Origin of the sequence: Stutzerimonas stutzeri (assembly GCF_000590475.1) — a bacterium.
GTDB lineage: Bacteria > Pseudomonadota > Gammaproteobacteria > Pseudomonadales > Pseudomonadaceae > Stutzerimonas > Stutzerimonas stutzeri_D.
This window is the reverse complement of record NZ_CP007441.1, coordinates 2348510-2365917: the sequence shown is the minus strand read 5'-3', so window position 1 is coordinate 2365917 and position 17408 is coordinate 2348510. Positions and strand designations below refer to the sequence as shown.

The following is a 17408-nucleotide window of genomic DNA, read 5'->3' as shown; positions in this document are numbered from 1 at the left end:
CTACTTAAAAAAGGGAGCACAACAACAATGACCCCACGCAACCCCCTATCTGCCGCCGTATTCGCGGGCACGCTGTCGCTGGCGCTTGGCATTCCTGCTGTTGCAAACGCGGCGGAAGGCTTTGTCGACGGCACTACGATCACGGTGAACGCGCGTAACTTCTACATTGGCCGTGAATTCCGCGACGACGCGATCACCGATCGCAGCAAGGCCGAGGAATGGACCCAGAGCTTCATCCTCAACATCCAGTCCGGCTACACCCCGGGCCCGGTCGGCTTTGGCGTCGACGTGCTCGCCGGCCTGGCGGTCAAACTCGACGGCGGTGGCGGCACCTACGGCACCGCTTTGCTGCCTGTGCATGACGCCGCCACCGATCCACATCCTGCCGATGACTATGGCCGCCTCGGCGTGGCCGCCAAGGCCAAGATCTCCAACACCGAGCTCAAGATCGGCGAGATGATGCCCGTGCTGCCGATCTTGCGCTCAGACGATGGCCGCTCGCTGCCGCAGACGTTCGAAGGCGGCATGATCACCTCCCGCGAGTTCGACGGGCTGATGCTCACAGCCGGTCAGTTCCGCCAGAACAGCCCGCGCGACGACGCCAGCATGGAAGACATGAGCTTCGGCGGCGGCGCCTCGGATCGCTTCAATTACATCGGCGGCGAGTACGCCTTCAACAAGCAGACAACCGTGGGCCTTTGGACAGCCGAGCTGAAGGACGTTTACGAGCAGCAGTATGTGCAGCTGCTGCACACTCAGCCGCTGGGCGATGACCTGGCCTTGACCGTCAACCTTGGCTACTTCCAGGGTGACGAAGAAGGCAGCGCGCTGGCCGGCAATCTGGACAACAAGACCTACTCCGGTCTGTTCGGCCTGAAAACCGGTGGCAACACCTTCTACGTCGGCCTGCAGAAGGTCAGCGGCGACACTTGGATGCGCGTCAACGGTACCAGCGGCGGCACCCTGGCCAACGACAGCTTCAACAACAGCTACGACAACGCTGAAGAGCGTTCCTGGCAGCTGCGCCACGACTACAACTTCGCCGCTGTTGGCGTGCCCGGCCTGACGTTGATGAACCGCTACATCAGCGGCGACAACATCGAGACAGCCACTGTCGACGACGGTAAAGAGTGGGGTCGCGAAACCGAGGTGGCCTACACCATCCAGAACGGACCGGCGAAGAACCTCAACATCAAATGGCGTAACTCGAGCTTCCGCTCTCAGGTCAACACCCGCGACCTGGACGAGAACCGCATCATCATTCAGTACCCATTGTCGATTCTGTAAGCGGCATCCACCACGCTGGACGCAACGCTCCTCGCTCCTGTTGCGGAAACTTTCGCCCGTCCTCGTGACGGGCTTTTTTTTGCTTGGGGTTCTTAAACAGGGCGAGACAGGCATCAAGTAACGTGAAAATCCGTAAACAACCGCTTTCTATTGACAGGCGCGCCTATACTGTGATTTCCGCTGACGAAATGCTGATCATGGGCTGCTGTGAGGCATGGACTTATCGCCAGACTGGTCGTAGTCCTCACATCCCGCCGAGGGCCGTGTTATCCGTGCCCTCCGGCATACCTAACGGTGATCGTCATGAACCGGCTTTCCCATACCGCGATTGAGGCATTCAAGGCCGAATTCGCAGGCCCAATAATTTTCCCCGAAGATCCGCAATACAACGAAGTTCGCCAGATCTGGAACGCCATGATCGATCGCAGGCCGTCAATGATCGCCCGCTGCATATCGCCCGAGGACGTGGTCCGGTCTGTAGACCTCGTCCGCCAACACGAGGTGCCGTTCTCCGTACGCGGCGGCGGGCACAACATCGCCGGGAATGCCGTCTGCGACGATGGCCTGATGATCGATCTCTCGCTTATGAAGGGGGTCAAAATCGATCAGGAGCAACGCCGAGGTTATGTTGAGCCAGGCTGCACGCTTTCTGATTTCGATGCCGCCGCGCAAGCGCACGGCTTAGCCACGCCCCTTGGCATAAACTCCACTACGGGAGTTGCCGGGCTGACGCTCGGGGGCGGCTTCGGCTGGCTCAGTCGAAAATACGGCATGACCATAGACAACCTGCTAGGCATGGACGTGATCGTAGCCGACGGCCGTCAGTTGCACGCCAGTGAAACGGAAAACGCCGATCTGTTCTGGGGGCTTCGCGGCGGGGGTGGCAACTTCGGCATCGTCACCCGCTTCGAGTTTCAACTGCATCCGGTGGGGCCGGACGTGCTTTGTGGCCTCATCGTCTTCCCTTTCGAGCAAGCGAAATCGGTAATGACGCAGTTCGCCCGTTTCACCGAAACGATGCCGGACGAACTCAACCTTTGGATGATCACTCGCAAGGCGCCGCCTTTGCCGTTCCTGCCCGAGGAGGTCCACGGGAAAGAAATCGTGGCGATGGCTGTTTGTTACGCAGGCGATCCTGGCGAGGGCGAGAAATATATCGAGGCGCTGAGAGAATTTGGTTCTGCCTACGGCGAGCACATCGGTGTGCAGCCGTATGTCGCCTGGCAGCAGGCGTTCGATCCATTGTTGACAGCAGGCGCCCGGAACTACTGGAAATCCCACAATTTCTCGATGCTTGATGAGGGGGCGATTGATGCCATCATCGAATACGCCGGTGCACTACCTTCCTCACAATGCGAGATATTCGTTGCCACGATAGGTGGCCAGACGGGGCGAATCCAACCTGAGGTCATGGCTTACTCGAATCGCGATGCCAACTATGTGCTGAACGTACATGCTCGGTGGGAAACGGCTGCCGAAGATGCACGCTGCATTGCCTGGGCGCGTGAGTTCTTTACACGAACCCAGTCCTTTGCCAGTGGTGGCGCCTACGTAAACTTCCTTACCGGTGATGAAACTGATCGCATCGCCTTCGCCTATGGTGCGAGCTATCAGCGACTGGTAGACCTGAAAAGGAAATTCGACCCGGCGAACCTCTTTCGCATCAACCAGAACATCAATCCGGCGTGACCTGCCCGAGCGCCCTTGGACGGGCGCTCGCCCTCCTCCACGACATATTCAGACATTGCAGCGATTCAACACTCTTTGTTGCGTCAGTGAGACGCTAAGAATCGCTACGAGCCGTTCGCTGAATTTGCATCTGGCAACTGACCTGCATCGTTTCGCCGGGCAACAGCTCCCGCATTCCGTTCGCGACCGGATCGTCCATGCCAAGCGCATTATTGGCATGGGATACCGGCTCCACTGCGAAGAAGCCCATATCGGCAGGTGGCGTGAACACCACCAAATGAGCGAGTGCTTCGCTGGCGTTCATGCTCAGCTCGATGCCCTGCCTTGGCCAGCGGATCAGTACCGGCGCGGTAAGGCCGACAAAGCAATGGTCAAGTCCTGGTTCCTGTAATGACCTGGTTGTCGAAAAATCCCATTTCTCAGGGATTGGCAAAAGTCGTGAAGGCAGGTTTCGCGTGTCGTTCTGCCATACGGCTTGTGCCGCGAATCGCAGCTGGCAAGCCTCATGGCGCAGGAAGTACGGATGCCAACCGAGCCCGGCGGGCATCGAGCGGGTGTCTATGTTGCGCAGTTTCAAAACGAGCGACACGCCCTCCTCGCCGAGCCGCAGCCGATGCTCCAGCTCGAAGGCGAATGGCCAATCCAGCGCCGCGGCGCCTTCCGGACGGTGTGAGATGTTAAGGACCAAGCTGCTCGAATCCTGCTCAGCAACCTCCCATAGGCGTTTCCAGGCGAGGCCATGAATAGGCAGCGGATGATCAGGCGACAATCTGTTCAGCGGATAGCGCTGCCCGTCATGCTCGAAGGCATCGTCGATCCGATTGGAAAATGGCGCCAGGACGAAACAGCCGGTACGGCGGACACTGTCGGAGCCGTCCCAGGGCCGCAACAGATCGACACCGTCGACGCTCAGGCGTGTGATGGCGCCGCCTAGTGCCGGGCATACCGACAGCCGGAGCGGGCCATGCTGTAGCTGGATCTCGTTCAGGTTCGATTGATGCTCAGACATGTCCAGCTGTCCTTATGCGCGCCGGGATGGCTCGCACTGGTGAAATGAAGCGGCGCGCCTTACCGAGGTGCTTGTGGCACGCGGTTCGGCTACGCCACGGGTCAAACGCGAAAAGAGGTCGGCTCTGAGCTTTTGGCTGAGTACCGTCGCGGCTGTGGCAGCCGTCAATCTGCAGCGCACTGGTAAGTGCGCTCAGACCGCTGTCAGTACCTCTCCGCGTTCGAGAAACGCACGCAGATTGGCCAACAGCAATTCTTCCATCGCCAGCCGGGTTTCCTCGGTGGCGCTACCGATATGAGGCAGCAGGACGACATTGGGAAGGTCGAGCAAGGCTTGCGGCACGTTCGGTTCCTGGGCGTAAACGTCCAGACCGGCGCCGCCCAGACGGCCTTCGAGCAACGCTTCGACCAGTGCCGGTTCGTCCACCACTGAGCCGCGCGATACGTTGATCAGCGTACCTTTCGCGCCCAGTGCATCCAGAACCTCGCGATGGATGAGATTGCGGGTGCTTTCTCCGCCTGGGCAGGTCAGCACCAGAAAATCGCTCCAGCGTGCCAATTCGATCAGGTCCGATTCATAGCCGTACTCACAACCTTCCACCGGTCGACGATTGTGGTAGCGCACCTGCATGTCGAAACCGCTGGAGCGCTTAGCGACAGCCTCGCCGATGCGCCCAAGACCGACGATGCCGAGCCGTTTGCCGTAGACCTTGCGCGCCAGAGGCAGGCCACCTGAGAGCCACTCGCCGTTACGAACGAAACGGTCGGCCCGGGAAATCTGGCGAGCGCAGTCGATGACCAAGCCGAAGACGAGGTCCGCAACGCAGTCGTTGAGCACATCTGGCGTATTGCTGACTGGAATGCCCCGTGCCCGCGCCACCGCTACGGCGATGGAGTCATAGCCGACACCGGAGCTGATGATCGCCCTGAGGTTGGGCAGCCGCTCGATCAATTCCGCGCTGCAGCCGAAGCGCGCCGAGGTGACCACGATATCGATGCGCTGGGCGTGCTGATCGAGCAAGGCATTGGCGTCCTGCTCCCAGATACGCAGTACCTCATACTCCGCGGCCAGGTTGCGGTTGAAGCGTTCGGTCAGGGCACCGAGCTGGAGAATACAGGTCACGGGATTACCTCTATGGAGTGAGGGGTTCGGTTAAAGCACCTTGCCGGGATTCATCAACCCCTTGGGGTCGAACGTCGCCTTGATCGCACGCATCAGCTCGAATTCCAGCGGATCTTTGTAGTGCTTGGCCGCAGCGCGCTTGGCTTGGCCAAGCCCATGCTCGGCGCTGATGCTGCCATGCAGTTCCATGGTGACGTCATAGATCACCCGCATGATCGGCTCCTGTTGCGCCTTGAAATCTGCATCTTCGGAGTCGATCGGTTTGCTGATGTTGTAGTGCAGGTTGCCATCGCCGACATGACCATAGGCGACGATGCGTACGCCGGGAAAATGCTCGAGCAGGCGCTGATTGGCAGCGTCGATGAATGCCGGAATCGAGCTCACCGGCACGCTGATGTCGTGCTTGAGGCTTGGACCTTCATGGTTCTGCGCCTCTGAAATACCTTCGCGCATGGCCCACAACGCCGCCACCTGGGCTTCACTCCCGGCCAGCACGGCATCGATCACCAGTTCCCGCTCCAGCGCTTCCCCGATGCCCACTTCCAGCAGTTGGTTGAGCGGCGCATCCGGCTGGGTATCGCTGAGTTCGATCAGTACGTACCAGGGGTGCGGCTCGACGAACGGATCGTTGCATCCAGCGACATGGCTCAGCACGAACTCGACGCTTTGCCGAGACATCAGCTCGAAACCGGTCGACCGATCGCCACAGAGCCCGCGGATGATGCCGATCAGCTCAACCGCGGCCCGGGCGTTGGGCAATGCGACCCAGGCGGTGGTCGTGCTTCGCACGGCTGGATACAGTTTGAGTACCGCCGCGGTGATGATTCCTAGTGTGCCTTCCGAGCCGATGAACAGGTGTTTGAGGTCGTAGCCGGTATTGTCCTTGCGCAACCCGCGCAGACCGTTCCAGATCCGTCCGTCCGGCAGCACCACTTCCAAGCCAAGGGTGAGGTCGCGCATGTTGCCGTAGCGCAACACCGCGGTGCCGCCGGCGTTGGTGGCGAGGTTGCCACCCACGGTGCAGCTGCCTTCTGCGCCCAGGGACAACGGAAACAATCGCCCTGCTTCGGCTGCGGCCTCTTGCAACTTTTGCAGGATGACCCCCGCCTCGACGGTGATGGTCTCGTTGGCCGGATCGACTTCGCGGATACGAGTCATGCGGGTCAAGGACAGGACCACCTGGGTGCCGCTTGCATCCGGGATCGAGCCACCACACAAACCCGTATTGCCGCCCTGCGGAACCAGTGCGACCTCGTATTGGTGGCAGAGCCGTACGACTGATGCGACCTCTTCGGTGCTGGCCGGGCGCACCACCAGGGCGGCTTTGCCACGGTAGGCGTTGCGCCAGTCGCTCAGATAGCTCTGCATGCGCTCGGCATCACGAACGATGCCGGGCGCACCGACGATGCGTTCAATCCCGCGGATGAATTCATCCGGCAGTGTGCTCATCTCGACCTCCCGCAGTTGAATCACTCGATGCCGCGCATCACCGGGATGCGCAGAGTCACTTTCGCGCAGTGGTCAGGTGATGGGCGCCGGATTGAACAGGACGATGTCGTTGTGCAGTCGGTGCTGCTCGGCCCAGGTCTGTTTGCGGCCGCTGGCAACGTCCAGGTAGTAATGGAACAGCTCCCAACCCAGCTGTTCGATGGTCGCACGGCCGCTGGCAATACGCCCGGCATCGATATCGATCAGGTCCGGCCAGCGTTCGGCCAGCTCGGTACGGGTCGCCACCTTGACCACAGGTGCCATCGCCAGGCCGTACGGGGTGCCGCGGCCGGTGGTGAACACGTGCAGGTTCATGCCGGCCGCCAGCTGAAGCGTTCCACAAACGAAATCACTGGCCGGCGTGGCACAAAAGATCAGACCTTTGCGCTCAACCCGTTCGCCCGGCCCAACCACGCCATTGATGGCGCCGCTGCCGGATTTGACGATGGAGCCCAGCGACTTTTCGACGATATTGGATAGCCCGCCTTTCTTGTTGCCGGGCGTGGTGTTGGCGCTGCGATCCGCAGCCCCGCGCTCCAGGTATTGGTCGTACCAGTCCATCTCGGCGATCAGCGCGTCGGCGACTTCGGTCGACTCGGCGCGGGCGGTGAGCATGTACACCGCGTCGCGGACCTCGGTGTTTTCCGAGAACATCACGGTGGCCCCGGCACGCACCAGCAGGTCGGAGGCATAGCCCAGCGCCGGGTTGGCAGTGATGCCCGAGAATGCATCGCTACCGCCGCATTGCATGCCCAGCACCAGTTCGGATGCCGGCACCGTCTCGCGGCGGCGCTGGTCGAGCTTCTTCAGTCGTACTTCGGCCATGTCCATGATCTGTTCGATCATTTCGCCGAACCCGGTATTGGACTCCTGCAGGCGATAGAGCCACGGGTCACGCAGGTCCACCGAAGGATCGCCCTCGTGCATCACCTGCTCGGCCTGGAGTTTCTCGCAGCCGAGGCTGATGACCAGCGCCTCGCCACCCAGGTTCGGGTTGCGCGCCAGGTTGCGCACGGTGCGGATCGGGATGTAGGCGTCGCGCGCATTGATCGCAACGCCGCAGCCGTAGCTGTGGGTCAGCGCGACCACGTCGTCGACGTTGGGGTATTTAGGCAGCAATTCATCGCGGATGCGCTTGACCGCATGCTCCAGCACGCCGGTCACGCATTGCACGGTAGTGCTGATGCCAAGGATATTGCGGGTGCCCACCGTGCCGTCGGCGTTGCGATAACCCTCGAAGGTGTAGCCCTCCAGCGGGGCGAGCTTGTCCGGAACGGCGTTGGCACGCGGCAGGCTGTCAAGTGGCGGCGCGCTGGGCATCTTCAGTTGGGTTTCTTTCACCCATGAGCCGCGACGCAGTGGTTCGAGCGCGTAACCGATGATCTGACCATAGCGTCGCACCGGCTCACCCTCCGGAATATCGACCAGCGCGACCTTGTGACTTTGGGGCACGCTTTCAACCGTGACCAGGCCGTCCTGGAACCGGGCGCCGGTTGGCACACCACCGTCATTGACCACCACGGCCACGTTGTCAGCCTCGTTGAGACGGATGTAGCGCGGCGAATCTTGATGCTGAATCAGTTCCACGGTGTCGTTCATTTGAGTCTCCGGAGCAAGCCGGTTGTTGTTCGTGTCGGGGAGCTGGGCGTTGGGATTTGGTGGGCTGAAGCCCACCCTACAGATGCCATGGGTGAGCGTATCAGACGCAGGGTGGGCTTCAGCCCACCGAACTAGCAGGCCGCCTACCCTACTGGTCAGCGCACCATGCACGGCCGCTTGTTGTTGAAGGTCCATTCCGGAATCAGGTACTGCATGGCGATGGCATCGTCGCGCGCGCCGAGGCCTTTTTCCAGGTAAAGCTCGTGCGCCTTCTGCAGCGCATCTTCATCCAGCTCCACACCCAGGCCCGCCTTGGCCGGTACGGCGACCTTGCCGCCGACGATCTGCAGTGGTTCGCGGGTGAGGTATTGGCCGTCTTGCCAGATCCAATGGGTGTCGATCGCGGTGATCTTGCCCGGCGCAGCTGCGGCCACGTGGGTGAACATGGCCAGCGAGATATCGAAATGGTTGTTGGAATGCGAGCCCCAGGTCAGGCCCCAGTCGTTGCACATCTGCGCGACGCGTACCGAACCGCTCATGGTCCAGAAATGCGGATCCGCCAGCGGAATGTCTACAGATTGCAGCGAAATGGTATGACCCATCTGCCGCCAGTCGGTCGCGATCATGTTGGTCGCGGTTGGCAGGCCAGTAGCACGGCGGAATTCGGCCATGACTTCACGGCCGGAATAGCCGTTTTCGGCGCCACAGGGGTCTTCGGCATATGCGAGCACGCCGTGCAGGTCTTTGCACAGGTCGATGGCTTCAGCCAGAGACCAGGCGCCGTTGGGGTCCAGGGTGATCCGGGCATCGGGGAAACGCTCGGCCAGCGCGCGAATCGCCTTAACCTCTTCGCTGCCCGGCAGTACGCCGCCCTTGAGTTTGAAATCCTTGAAGCCGTAACGCTCATAGGCCGCCTCGGCTTGGCGTACGACTGTCTCGGGGGTCAGTGCTTCTTCGTTGCGCACGCGGAACCAGCTGTCGCTGGCGTTGGACTCATCGCGGTAGCCGAGGTCGGTCTTGTTGCGATCGGCAATGAAGAACAGATAGCCGAGCATTTCGACTTCGTCGCGCTGTTGCCCGTCGCCGAGCAGCGCGGCAACCGGCACGCCGAGATGCTGGCCGAGCAGGTCGAGCAGTGCCGACTCGATTGCGGTAATGGCATGAATGGCGATACGCAGATCGAACGTCTGCAGGCCGCGGCCCGCGACGTCGCGGTCGGCGAAGGCCTTGCGCGCTTGATTGAGCAAGCCGTTGAAATTGCCGACCGATTGGCCGACCAGAATGGCGCGAGCGTCGTCCAGCGTCTTGCGGATCGCCTCGCCACCTGGGACTTCGCCGACACCTGTGTTGCCGGCGCTGTCCTTGAGAATGAGGATGTTGCGGGTGAAGTACGGACCATGGGCGCCACTCAGATTGAGCAGCATGCTGTCCTGACCTGCGACCGGAACCACTCGAAGTTCGGTGATGACCGGAGCACCTTGATTCACAGAATCGTTCATATGCGTCTCTCTTTTGTTCTTATGGTCCGCGTTGCGGTGTAGCAATCTGGTTGCCGGGCGCGAACCGCCGAGCCGCCAAGCGGCTCAGTCGGATCGCGCCCGTGAAGCAGCAGGCTGATCAGCCGATGTAGGTGGTCTTCACCGTGGTGTAGAACTCCTGGGCGTAGCGGCCCTGCTCACGCGGGCCGTATGACGAGCCTTTTCGACCGCCGAACGGTACGTGGTAATCCACGCCGGCGGTCGGCAGGTTGACCATCACCATCCCGGCCTGGGAGTGACGCTTGAAGTGATTGGCGTACTTCAGCGAGGTGGTGCAGATGCCCGCCGACAGCCCGAATTCGGTGTCGTTCGCCATCGCCAGCGCTTCGTCGTAGTCCTTGACCTTCACCACGTTGGCGACCGGCCCAAAGATCTCTTCGCGGCTGATGCGCATATCCGGTGTGCTGTCGACGAACAGCGTCGGCGCGAGATAGAAGCCTTCGGTACCGCAGCTGACACGCTCACCGCCACAGGCCAGACGTGCACCCTCTTCCTTGCCGATTTCGATGTATTTCAGGTCTTGGTCCAGCTGCGCCTGGGATACCACCGGACCGACATCGACGCCCTGTTCCAGTGCCGAACCGACCTTGATCTTCTTGATGCGCTCGACCATCGCTTCGACGAAGCGGTCGTAGATGCCTTCGGTCACGATGATGCGGCTGGAGGCGGTGCAACGCTGGCCGGTCGAATAAAACGCGCTTTGGGCGGCCAGTTCGACGGCAGTGTTGAGATCCGCATCATCCAGGATGATTTGCGGATTCTTGCCGCCCATTTCCAGCTGGACTTTGGCCTGGCGGCCTACGCAGGTCGCCGCGATACCACGGCCGACACCCACCGAACCGGTGAAGCTGACGCCATCGACACGCTTGTCGTTGACGATGGCTTCGCCGACTTCACGGCCCTTGCCCATCACCAGGTTGAAAACACCCGCCGGGAAGCCCGCACGCGAGATGATTTCTGCAATGGCCCAGGCGCAGCCAGGGACGAGGTCAGCCGGCTTGATGACCACGCAGTTGCCGTAGGCCAGCGCCGGGGCGATCTTCCAGGCGGGAATCGCGATCGGGAAGTTCCACGGAGTGATCAGACCGATCACTCCCAAGGGCTCACGGGTGACTTCGACGCTAACGCCCGGGCGGACCGACTGCAGGGTTTCGCCCGCCTGGCGCAGGCATTCACCAGCGAAATACTTGAAGATGTTGCCGGCACGGGACACTTCACCGATGGCTTCTGGCAGGGTCTTGCCTTCTTCACGAGCGAGCAGATTACCCAGCTCTTCGCGGCGCGCGAGGATTTCCAGTCCTACTTTTTCCAGGGCATCGGCACGGGCCTGGATACCGGAAGTCGACCAAGCCGGAAATGCCTTGCGAGCTGCGGCGATGGCCGCCTCGACCTGCGAAGCGTCCGCCTGAGCGTATTCGCCGATAACGTCCGACAGATCGGATGGATTGATGTTGGCCTGGTAATTCTTGCCAGCTACCCATTGGCCATCGATGTAGTTGTCATAACGCTTTGCTTCTGCCACGGAACTCTCCTTCGTGAGGTCCGCCGCCGGTGCTCTGACGATGATGACAGGCACCTGAATCGGCGGGTGGGGCGAGTGATAGGTCGGGCGGGCCTTTATTGAGCGCCCTGCTTCGCGATCAGTGCGGCGAGCGCTTCGTACTCGTCCGGGCGCAGGTCGGTCAACGGTGCGCGGACGGGGCCGGCGTCGTAACCGGCGATCTTTGCGCCCGCCTTAACGATGCTGACTGCATAGCCTTTGCACTTGTTACGGATGTCGAGATACGGCAGGAAGAAATCATCGATCAGCTTGCCAACGGTTTCATGATCGTCACGGGAAATAGCCCCGTAGAAATCCATTGCCAGCTTCGGCACAAAGTTGAATACGGCGGAGGAATAAACCGGTACGCCGAGTGCCTTATAGGCGGCGGCATAGACTTCTGCGGTAGGCAGACCGCCAAGATAAGTCAGGCGATCGCCCAAGCGACGGCGAATGGAGACCATCAGCTCGATGTCGCCGAGGCCATCCTTATAGCCCACAAGGTTCGGACAACGCTCGGCCAGTTGCTGTAGCAGCGGCGCGGTCAGGCGGCATACGTTGCGGTTATAAACCACGACGCCGATGTTGACCGACTTACAGACTTCTTCTACGTGACGTGCCACACCTTCCTGGCTGGCTTCGGTCAGGTAGTGCGGCAACAGCAGCAGCCCCTTTGCGCCAAGGCGCTCGGCTTCCTGCGCATAAGCAATGGCCTGACGGGTCGGGCCGCCAACGCCTGCAAGGATTGGCACCTGGCCGGCACAGGTATCGACGGCGGTCTTGATGACGTCAGGGTATTCCTGCGGGGTCAGGGAGAAGAACTCACCCGTACCGCCCGCAGCGAACAGCGCCGTCGCGCCATAGGGCGCCAGCCATTCCAGGCGCTTGATATAGCCGGCGCGATTGAAGTCGCCTTGCTGGTCAAAATCGGTGACCGGAAAAGACAGCAGACCAGAAGAGAGGATGGCTTTCAGTTCTTGTGGATTCATTGTTTGAGCATCCTGTGAATTTATCGATATGGAGGTAGGGGCCGCAGCCTTGGAGATACGTTATCGTACAACACCAACAGATTCTACTGTTTAGTTTAAAATTCAACTCAACGTTACCACCCAAGGCGTATGAGGAGTACGAAGCTCAGTTGGCTAATGTCTGTCTTCGGCTAATTACGCCTCGTCTGTGGTGTTCCTGCTGTCGAGCAACCAAGTGATGACCGGCGGGTCATAGAGTCGATTACGGGGCTTTCAATCGTTTGACATCCCGCAGTCACACTGCTAAAAAATAGCCAAGTCATATGACAACGTATGACAAAACAAACAGAGCTTTTAAAAGCCATGATTTCAACCATTCCCCGCGCTGTCTCGCATTTGCCCTCCTCCGAGCTGAATCGTTTCTCGCCGCGGGTGTATGGCGATTGGCTGCTGCTTGCCGCGGACAGGCCAGCGCTACATCTAAAGAAATCGGCTCCATCACATTACAGACCACACCGCCTTCATCGCCCGCATTCGGTCAATCCGGCAGCGGGAAAAGCAAAGCTATTGACCAGCCAGGTCATTAGCGTCTGATTGCCCCGGTCATAACAATAAGCAGGAGCTATGCAGCACATGCTAAACGCTAAAACGGCGACCCCGACGGTTACGGAGATGCAGGTCATCCCGGTTGCAGGTTATGACAGCATGCTGTTGAACCTGTGTGGCGCTCATGCTCCGTATTTCACCCGCAACCTGGTGATCCTCAAAGACAGCGCCGGGCGTACCGGTATCGGCGAAGTGCCCGGCGGTGAAGGCATCCGCCACGCGCTGGAGCGCACAAAGGGCTTGGTGATCGGCCAACCGATTGGGCGCTACAACGGAATACTCAACGCATTGCGCCGCGGCATTGCCGGCGGATCAGCGAAGGGCCCGCAGGCTACGCAGCATGAGGTCACGTCCGAAGCGGAAGCCGCCGTGCTGAAGCAGCCACACGAGATCAATCTGCGCCTGGACAATGTCATCACCGCGGTCGAAGCCGCCCTCTTCGATCTACTCGGGCAGCACCTCGACGTGCCAGTAGCGGAATTGCTCGGCAGTGGCCAGCAGCGCGACAGCGTGCCGATGCTGGCCTACCTCTTCTATATAGGTGATCGCACCCGTACCGACCTGCCCTACCTGGCCGGCTCCGGGTCGGCTGATGATTGGTACCACATCCGTCATCAGGAAGCGGTCACTCCGGCTGCCATCGTACGGCTTGCCGAAGCCGCCACGGCGCGCTACGGCTTCAAGGATTTCAAGCTCAAGGGCGGCGTCATGCGTGGCAGCGAGGAGATGCAGGCGATTGCAGGCATCAAGGCGCGTTTCCCCGACGCACGTGTGACGCTGGACCCCAACGGGGCGTGGTCACTGGCCGAGGCCATCGATCTGTGTAAAGGCCAGGGGCATATTCTGTCCTACGCAGAAGATCCCTGCGGCCCTGAGAACGGCTACTCGGGTCGCGAAATCATGGCCGAATTCAAGCGCGCCACGGGTATTCCCACCGCCACCAACATGGTTGCGACCGACTGGCGCCAAATGGGCCACTCGCTGCGCCTCGAGGCAGTCGACATCCCCCTGGCCGACCCGCATTTCTGGACCATGCAGGGTTCGGTGCGCCTCGCTCAGATGTGCGAGCAGTTCGGCCTCACCTGGGGTTCGCATTCGAACAACCACTTTGACGTCTCGCTGGCGATGTTCACCCATGCCGCGGCCGCAGCGCCAGGCAACATCACCGCGATCGATACCCACTGGATCTGGCAAGAAGGCCAGGAGCGGCTGACCCGCGAACCGCTGCAGATCGTCGGTGGCGCCGTTCAGGTTCCGGACAAACCGGGCCTCGGTATCGAGCCGGATCTGGACCGGATCATGTCCGCACATGAGCTTTATAACAAGGTCGCCGCCGGCGCCCGAGACGATGCCATGGCCATGCAGTACCTGGTGCCTGGCTGGAAGTACGACCCCAAGCAACCCAGCCTGGGCCGCTAATAGAAGAAAAGAAAAAGAAGCGCCGCAACCCAACCACCGGAGAGACAAACAATGAAAAAAGCTATCAGCGCCTCCCTCGTTTCCGCCTTGTTGGCAACCGCTGTCAGCGGTGCGTTCGCTGCCGAAACCGACTGGCCCACTCGCCCAGTCCAGGTCGTCGTGATCGCCAACGCCGGCGGCGACACCGATTTCAACGCCCGCACGATGGCCAAGTACTTCACCAAGATCACTGGCGAAGCGATGGTCATCACCAACGTCGCGGGCGGCGGCGGTACCTTGGCCGCCGAGCAGGTCAAACAGGCCGATCCGGACGGCAACACCATTCTCTTCACCCATACCGGGCAAATGATCGTCAACGAGGTGGCCGGCCTGTCCGAAGACAGCCTGGATGCCTTCGATATCTGCTGCATCGCTGGCGTCGACAAGGGCACCGTATTCGTCGCCTCGAAGAGCTCAGGCCTGAAATCGCTGGAAGACCTGATCTCCAAGTCCAAGGCAGAGCCAAGCAGCGTGACCTACGGTACCGAGATGGGCAGCTACTCGCACCTGCAAGGTCTGATGTTCGAAGGCCTGACCGACACCAAGCTGAAGATGGTCGACGCCGGGACGGTATCGGAGAAAGTCGTCGCGCTGCTGGGTGACCGCATCGACCTTGCTGCGATCAGCTACGGTTCGGTGCAGGATTACGTAACCAGCGGCGAAATGGTCGCTCTGGGTCAGCCCAACGACGCGCGCAATCCGTTGCTCGGCGACGTGCCGACGTTCAAGGAGCAAGGTGTCGATTTCGTTATGGAGAAGCCGTACATCGTGGCCTTCCCGGACGGCACTGATCCGGCCATCATCGAAAAGATGGCCGGCATCGTCAAACAGATCACCGAGACGCCTGAATACGAGGAAGAGCTGCGCAAGACCTTCAAGCAACCGGTCAGCTACTTCGGCACCGATGCGTCCATCGACCGCCTGAAGAACACCCGTGAGCAATTCATGGAATACAAGGACGACCTGCGCCAAAGCAAGTAAGCCTGCGACACGATGCCGGGTGCAGTCGCTGCGCCCGGCAGCCTTTCCTCTGAATCGAGAGCCGTCCCATGGATACCTACAAGAGAAAGGAGTTACTGGTCGGAGCCCTGATGCTGGGTGCCGGCCTGTTCTACCTGTTCCTGACCATCAACCTTCCGCGCAAAGGTTTCATCGACGCTTCTACCGTTCCCTATGTGTTGTCCGTCGGGCTCTGCCTGCTGGGCATCCTGCAATTGCTGACGGCCACCAAGGCGACGCAACCACAGGCTGATCCCGATGCGGATGCCGACCCATCTGCAGGAACGCCGCCTGACTATCCCACAGTGTTCAAAACGCTCGGGCTGATCGCTGTATATGTCGCGCTGCTGCAAAAGATCGGCTTTCCGATCATGACCGTCCTTTATCTGTATGCACAGTTCATCGTGATCACACCGCGCGAACAGAAGATCAACCACATCTCCTATATCGTCATCGCAGTCGTGACCTCCGCTGCGATCTTCTTCATCTTCCGGCAGGGCTTCGATCTGATGCTCCCGACCGGCTTTCTGAAATTCTAGGAGGCGGCCATGTTCGAACTTCTGCAGGCCGGTTTCGGTGCGGTTTTCTCTCCGTATATCTTCATCCTGATCACCCTTGGCGTCGCCGTCGGCATCGTCTTTGGCGCTGTCCCCGGGCTCTCGGCGACCATGGCCATCGCTTTGTGTTTACCGCTGACCTACACGATGGGGCCAGCCGCAGGCTTGTCGCTGTTGGTCGCTCTGTTCATCGGCGCGACATCCGGTGGCCTGATCTCGGCCATTCTGCTGAAGATCCCAGGCACTCCAGCATCTATTGCCACGACGTTCGACGGCGGGCCGATGATGGAAAAAGGCGAAGGTCTGAAGGCGCTCGGCATCGGCGTGGTGTTTTCCTTCATCGGTACCGTGTTCAGCATCATCGCACTGATGTCCATCGCGCCCTCGCTGGCCAAGATAGCCTTGCGCTTCGGGCCGCACGAGTATTTCTCCATTGCGATTTTCTCGCTGACGCTGATCGCCACACTGTCCACCGGTTCGCTGCTCAAGGGCATCTATGCAGGGACCCTGGGTTTCGCATTTTCCACCGTCGGCATCGCACCCGTCGACGCCATCCGCCGCTTCACCTTCGACTCGCCCAACCTCAACGGCGGTTTCGCGATGCTGACGGTGATGATCGGCATGTTCGCCGTGGCCGAAGTGATCAAGATTGCTGAGACAGGCAGGGCCGCGCACAAGAGCAAGATCGCGTCGGTAAGCATGAAGGGCGTCAAGGGCTTCGGATTTTCCCTGAAGGAATTCTTCGGACAGATTCCCAATGCCTTTCGCTCTTCGCTGATCGGCATCGGGATCGGCATCTTGCCGGGCATCGGGGCTGGCACCTCGAACATCGTCTCCTACATCATCGCCAAGAAGCGCTCCAAGCATCCCGAGATGTTCGGCAAGGGTGCGGTCGAAGGCGTGGTCGCCAGTGAAACCGCTAACAACGCCGGCATCGGCAGCGCGATGATTCCGCTGATGACCCTCGGTATTCCCGGGGATACCGTGACGGCGATTCTGTTGGGTGGCTTCATGATCCACGGCATCCAGCCCGGCCCGCTGTTGTTCATCAGCCAGGGCGCGTTGGTCTACACCATCTTCGCGGCGCTGATCCTGGCCTCAGTGATGATGCTGGTGCTGGAGTTTTATGGACTGCGGATCTTCATCAAGCTGCTGGCGGTGCCTAAGCACATCCTGCTGCCGATCATCCTTGTACTGTGCGTGGTCGGCGCGTTCGGCCTGAGCAGTCGCGTGTTCGATGTCTGGACCATCCTCTTGTTCGGCCTAATCGGCTATGGCTTCGTCAAAGGCGGTATGCCCGCAGCGCCGTTCATCATCGGTTTCATTCTCGGACCGATGGCCGAGACTAACCTGCGTCGCGGCCTGATGCTGTCTGACGGTCACTTCATGGGCTTTCTCACGAACCCCATCTCGGCTGCTTTCCTGGCGCTGGCCCTGCTGTCGGTGCTCTGGCATCTGTTCAGCGCATTGCGCGGTCGTAAGAGCGCAGTGGAAAAGCTGCAGAGGGCTTGATATCACGACATCCGCGCAGGCGGGTACCGAGAAGCA

Annotated in this window: 13 protein-coding genes; 6 read left to right on the top strand and 7 right to left on the bottom strand. The window is 60.4% G+C overall.

Going from position 1 to position 17408, the window contains the following annotated elements; all coding sequences use genetic code 11:
* The first annotated feature begins 27 nt into the window (after positions 1-27).
* Positions 28-1287, top strand: coding sequence for an OprD family porin (locus CH92_RS11010; protein ID WP_025241831.1), 1260 nt, complete (start codon positions 28-30; stop codon positions 1285-1287).
* A gap of 303 nt (positions 1288-1590) precedes the next feature.
* The gene (locus CH92_RS11005) at positions 1591-2976 is read left to right on the top strand and encodes an FAD-binding oxidoreductase (RefSeq protein WP_025241830.1); all 1386 of its coding nucleotides are present in this window, start codon (positions 1591-1593) and stop codon (positions 2974-2976) included.
* Positions 2977-3070: 94 nt separating this feature from the next.
* Here CH92_RS11005 and CH92_RS11000 read toward each other — a convergent pair whose 3' ends face one another.
* The 7 genes from CH92_RS11000 to kdgD form a co-directional block, all read right to left on the bottom strand.
* Positions 3071-3985 (bottom strand): aldose 1-epimerase, encoded by a 915-nt coding sequence (locus CH92_RS11000; RefSeq protein WP_025241829.1) that lies wholly within the window; start codon positions 3983-3985, stop codon positions 3071-3073.
* 192 nt (positions 3986-4177) lie between these two features.
* The gene (locus CH92_RS10995; RefSeq protein WP_025241828.1) at positions 4178-5107 is read right to left on the bottom strand and encodes a 2-hydroxyacid dehydrogenase; all 930 of its coding nucleotides are present in this window, start codon (positions 5105-5107) and stop codon (positions 4178-4180) included.
* Between the two features lie 30 nt (positions 5108-5137).
* Positions 5138-6556: an FAD-binding oxidoreductase gene (locus CH92_RS10990; RefSeq protein ID WP_051517559.1), complete on the bottom strand. Its 1419-nt coding sequence runs from the start codon at positions 6554-6556 to the stop codon at positions 5138-5140.
* A gap of 72 nt (positions 6557-6628) precedes the next feature.
* On the bottom strand, positions 6629-8182 hold the full coding sequence (gene garD, locus CH92_RS10985) for a galactarate dehydratase (protein WP_025241826.1): 1554 nt from the start codon (positions 8180-8182) through the stop codon (positions 6629-6631).
* Between the two features lie 167 nt (positions 8183-8349).
* Entirely contained in the window at positions 8350-9693 is a 1344-nt protein-coding gene (gene gudD, locus CH92_RS10980) for a glucarate dehydratase (RefSeq protein ID WP_025241825.1), read from the bottom strand.
* 118 nt (positions 9694-9811) lie between these two features.
* Positions 9812-11254 (bottom strand): aldehyde dehydrogenase family protein, encoded by a 1443-nt coding sequence (locus tag CH92_RS10975; protein ID WP_025241824.1) that lies wholly within the window; start codon positions 11252-11254, stop codon positions 9812-9814.
* Positions 11255-11349: 95 nt separating this feature from the next.
* Entirely contained in the window at positions 11350-12261 is a 912-nt protein-coding gene (gene kdgD / locus CH92_RS10970) for a 5-dehydro-4-deoxyglucarate dehydratase (protein WP_025241823.1), read from the bottom strand.
* Positions 12262-12873: 612 nt separating this feature from the next.
* On the opposite strand from kdgD, the gene CH92_RS10965 reads away from it, so the two are divergent.
* The 4 genes from CH92_RS10965 (at position 12874) to CH92_RS10950 (ending at position 17372) form a co-directional block, all read left to right on the top strand.
* Positions 12874-14265: an enolase C-terminal domain-like protein gene (locus tag CH92_RS10965; protein WP_025241822.1), complete on the top strand. Its 1392-nt coding sequence runs from the start codon at positions 12874-12876 to the stop codon at positions 14263-14265.
* A gap of 51 nt (positions 14266-14316) precedes the next feature.
* Complete coding sequence (locus tag CH92_RS10960; RefSeq protein WP_025241821.1) at positions 14317-15285, top strand: Bug family tripartite tricarboxylate transporter substrate binding protein; 969 nt, start codon at positions 14317-14319, stop codon at positions 15283-15285.
* A 68-nt stretch (positions 15286-15353) separates the two neighbouring features.
* Entirely contained in the window at positions 15354-15842 is a 489-nt protein-coding gene (locus tag CH92_RS10955) for a tripartite tricarboxylate transporter TctB family protein (RefSeq protein WP_025241820.1), read from the top strand.
* A 9-nt stretch (positions 15843-15851) separates the two neighbouring features.
* Entirely contained in the window at positions 15852-17372 is a 1521-nt protein-coding gene (locus CH92_RS10950; RefSeq protein WP_025241819.1) for a tripartite tricarboxylate transporter permease, read from the top strand.
* The last annotated feature ends 36 nt before the right edge of the window (positions 17373-17408 follow it).

Coding starts and splice junctions, on each gene's coding strand:
- CH92_RS11010 (WP_025241831.1), top strand. CDS start 28: ATGACCCCACGCAACCCCCTATCTGCCGCCGTATTCGCGGGCACGCTG.
- CH92_RS11005 (WP_025241830.1), top strand. CDS start 1,591: ATGAACCGGCTTTCCCATACCGCGATTGAGGCATTCAAGGCCGAATTC.
- CH92_RS11000 (WP_025241829.1), bottom strand. CDS start 3,985: ATGTCTGAGCATCAATCGAACCTGAACGAGATCCAGCTACAGCATGGC.
- CH92_RS10990 (WP_051517559.1), bottom strand. CDS start 6,556: ATGAGCACACTGCCGGATGAATTCATCCGCGGGATTGAACGCATCGTC.
- gudD (WP_025241825.1), bottom strand. CDS start 9,693: ATGAACGATTCTGTGAATCAAGGTGCTCCGGTCATCACCGAACTTCGA.
- kdgD (WP_025241823.1), bottom strand. CDS start 12,261: ATGAATCCACAAGAACTGAAAGCCATCCTCTCTTCTGGTCTGCTGTCT.
- CH92_RS10965 (WP_025241822.1), top strand. CDS start 12,874: ATGCTAAACGCTAAAACGGCGACCCCGACGGTTACGGAGATGCAGGTC.
- CH92_RS10960 (WP_025241821.1), top strand. CDS start 14,317: ATGAAAAAAGCTATCAGCGCCTCCCTCGTTTCCGCCTTGTTGGCAACC.
- CH92_RS10955 (WP_025241820.1), top strand. CDS start 15,354: ATGGATACCTACAAGAGAAAGGAGTTACTGGTCGGAGCCCTGATGCTG.
- CH92_RS10950 (WP_025241819.1), top strand. CDS start 15,852: ATGTTCGAACTTCTGCAGGCCGGTTTCGGTGCGGTTTTCTCTCCGTAT.